Source organism: Micromonospora sp. NPDC049799, from assembly GCF_040656655.1.
Lineage (GTDB): Bacteria > Actinomycetota > Actinomycetes > Mycobacteriales > Micromonosporaceae > Micromonospora.
This window is the reverse complement of sequence record NZ_JBFAMU010000573.1, coordinates 1-2913: the sequence shown is the minus strand read 5'-3', so window position 1 is coordinate 2913 and position 2913 is coordinate 1. Positions and strand designations below refer to the sequence as shown.

Annotated in this window: 5 protein-coding genes; 2 read left to right on the top strand and 3 right to left on the bottom strand. The window is 74.1% G+C overall.

The annotated features are described in order from the left end of the window. The coding region (locus AB0I76_RS26560; protein ID WP_357040857.1) for an aminotransferase class V-fold PLP-dependent enzyme at positions 1–423 on the top strand (423 nt) is incomplete at its 5' end. Beyond that, entirely contained in the window at positions 420–653 is a 234-nt protein-coding gene (locus AB0I76_RS26555) for a sulfurtransferase TusA family protein (RefSeq protein ID WP_357040854.1), read from the top strand. The genes AB0I76_RS26560 and AB0I76_RS26555, both read left to right, overlap by 4 nt. An 89-nt stretch (positions 654–742) precedes the next feature. Here AB0I76_RS26555 and AB0I76_RS26550 read toward each other — a convergent pair whose 3' ends face one another. The 3 genes from AB0I76_RS26550 to AB0I76_RS26540 form a co-directional block, all read right to left on the bottom strand. Continuing rightward, on the bottom strand, positions 743–1720 hold the full coding sequence (locus AB0I76_RS26550; RefSeq protein ID WP_357040860.1) for a carbohydrate kinase family protein: 978 nt from the start codon (positions 1718–1720) through the stop codon (positions 743–745). A gap of 201 nt (positions 1721–1921) precedes the next feature. Then, positions 1922–2290: an iron-sulfur cluster insertion protein ErpA gene (erpA, locus tag AB0I76_RS26545; protein WP_130338589.1), complete on the bottom strand. Its 369-nt coding sequence runs from the start codon at positions 2288–2290 to the stop codon at positions 1922–1924. Between the two features lie 166 nt (positions 2291–2456). After that, positions 2457–2913: glycerate kinase (locus tag AB0I76_RS26540; RefSeq protein ID WP_357040851.1), on the bottom strand; the 457-nt coding region annotated here is incomplete at its 5' end.

Genomic DNA, 2913 nt, shown 5'->3' with positions numbered 1-2913 from the left:
GTCGCGGCGGCGGCGAGCCTGCGCGCGGCGGCGGCCGACGCGGCGGCGGAGGCGGCCCGGCTGGCGCCGCTGGTGGACCGGATCCGGGCGCGGGTCGCCGCGGAGGTGCCGGACGTCGAGGTGGTGGGTGATCCTTACCACCGGCTCCCCCACCTGGTGACCTTCTCCTGCCTGTACGTGGACGGCGAGGCGCTGCTGCACGCGCTGGACCGGCGCGGGTTCGCGGTGTCCTCCGGCTCGTCGTGCACGTCGTCGACGCTGCGGCCGTCGCACGTGCTGGAGGCGATGGGGGTGCTCTCGCACGGCAACGTGCGGGTGTCGCTGCACCGGGAGACGACGGCGGCCGAGGTGGAGCGGTTCCTCGCCGAGCTGCCGGGCGTCGTGGCGGAACTCCGCGCCGAGGCGGGGGTGGTGGGGCTGTGACGTTCCCCGACGACGTGCTCGACTGCCGCGGGCAGCGCTGTCCGCTGCCGGTCATCGCGGTCGCCCGCCGGCTGCCGGAGCTGCCCGTCGGGTCGGTGGTCCGGGTGCTGGCCGACGATCCGGCGGCGGCGGTGGACATCCCCGCCTGGTGCCGGATGCGGGGCCAGGAGTTCCTCGGCGCCGTGCCCGGCCCGGACGGCCCCGGCTACGACGTCCGCCGCCAGCACTGACGGGGCGGCGGTAAGGAAGGGCCCCTCTTAACGGCCGAACCCGCCCGGTGCGGTAGGCACGAGGGCGGGCGCGGCGGACCCCGTCGGGATCAGGGGAGCAGGTGCGGCCGTACGTCCTCGGCCGCCCCGTCGCCGTACGACTCGGCGAGCCGCTTGACGAACAGGTCGCGGCGGACGTCGTACTCCTGGGTGCCCACGGTCTCCAGCACCAGCGTGGCGAGCAGCGAGCCCACCTGGGCGGCCCGCTCCAGCCCGAGGCCCCACGACAGCGCCGTGAAGAAGCCGGCCCGGAAGCCGTCGCCGACACCGGTCGGGTCGACCGCCCGGATCTCCCGCGCGATCGGCACGTGGATCGGGTCGACGTCGCGCCCCGCGATCTCCACGCCGTCCTTGCCGAGCGTGGTGACCCGCACCTTGACCAGGTCGAGGAGCTGGGCGTCGCTCAGGCCCGCCTTGCTCTGCAGCAGGGACTTCTCGTAGTCGTTGGTCATCAGGTAGTCGGCGCCCTCGATCAGCCCGACCACGTCCGTGCCCTCCATCCGGGCCAGCTGCTGGGACGGGTCGGCCGCGAACGCGTACCCCCGCTCCCGGCACTCGGCGGAGTGGCGCAGCATCGCCTGCGGGTCGTTCGCGCCGACGAGGACCAGGTCGAGGCCGTCCAGGCGGCGGGCGACCGGCTCCAGCTCGATGTTGCGCGCCTCGCTCATCGCCCCGGCGTAGAAGGAGGCGATCTGGCACATGTCCGTGTCGGTGGTGCAGACGAAGCGGGCGGTGTGCGCGATCTCGCTGACGTGCACGGAGTCGCAGTCCACGCCGTGGCGCTCGAGCCAGGAGCGGTAGTCGGCGAAGTCCGCGCCGACCGCGCCGACCAGGACCGGCCGCAGGCCGAGCTGGCCCATGCCGAAGGCGATGTTGGCGGCGACACCACCGCGGCGCAGCACCAGGTCGTCGACCAGGAAGGAGAGCGAGACCTTGTGCAGCTGGTCGGCGATCAGCTGCTCCGCGAAGCGGCCGGGGAAGCTCATCAGGTGGTCGGTGGCGATCGAGCCGGTCACGGCGATCTTCATGTCAGCCCTCGGGGTCGGGAGCACGGCGCCGGTCAGCCTACCGTTCCGGTCCGGCCGCCGGCCGCCGGTCAGTCGACCGGCGGACATCCGGGCGCCACCTCCGGGAAAGCCCCTGGACACGGCGGCGGGGCCGCCCCCTTTCCAGGGGCGGCCCCGCCGTTTCTGGTCAACTCGTCCGGTGCGGGCCGGCGAGCGGTCGACTCAGCTGAACGAGTCGCCGCAGGCGCAGGAGCTGCCCGCGTTGGGGTTGTCGATGGTGAAGCCCTGGGCGTCGATCCGGTCGGCGAAGTCGATGGTGGCGCCGGCCAGGTAGGGGGCGCTCATCCGGTCGACGACGACCTCGACACCGCCGAAGTCGGTGACGACGTCACCGTCGAGCGACCGCTCGTCGAAGAACAGCTGGTACCGCAGGCCGGAGCAGCCACCGGGCTGCACGGCGACCCGGAGCCGCAGGTCGTCGCGGCCTTCCTGCTCGATCAGGGCCTTGACCTTCTGCGCCGCGACGTCGGTGAGGACGACGGACGTGGGGGCCTTGGCCTCGGTCGACTCGGTCTGCGCTGGCGTGGTCACGTGGAAATCTCCCTGCGCGGTATGGGTCCGGACGCACTGGCCAACGTTCCGCGTCGCCCAGTATTCCCGGAGTGGTCCGTCCTCGATCGTACGCCGCCTGCGGCGGAACGGCCCGGGTGGCGTGACCCGGGCCGCAGGTTCCGGCGTTTTCCCGCCGCGCCGACCGTCAGCGGCTCCACTGCCGCGCCAGGCGGGTGCCGAGCGCCCGGAGGCCCTCGGCGGGCCGGCCCATCGCCGCTTCCACGCCGCCGTGCTCCGCACCGCCGAAGTGCTCCACCAGGCTGTACGCCTCGGTCACCCCGGCCGCGGCGGCCTCCCGCCGCCCGGTGCTGACCCGGCCGGCCACCACCACGCAGGGCACCCCCCGGTCCCGGGCGGCCCCGGCCACCCCGGCGACGACCTTGCCGCGCAGCGACTGGTGGTCGAAGGACCCCTCGCCGGTGATCACCAGGTCCACCTCGTCCAGCGCGGCGTCCAGCCCGATCGCCCGGTTGACCAGGCCGATGCCCGACTCGCACCGGCCGCCCAGGGCTCGGCGCGGCGATCCTCGCCCTGGGCGCCCCTGGTCGAGTCGCCGGTCAGCACGTACGGGAAGAAGCTCTCGGTCTGGGTTCTTCCGCCCT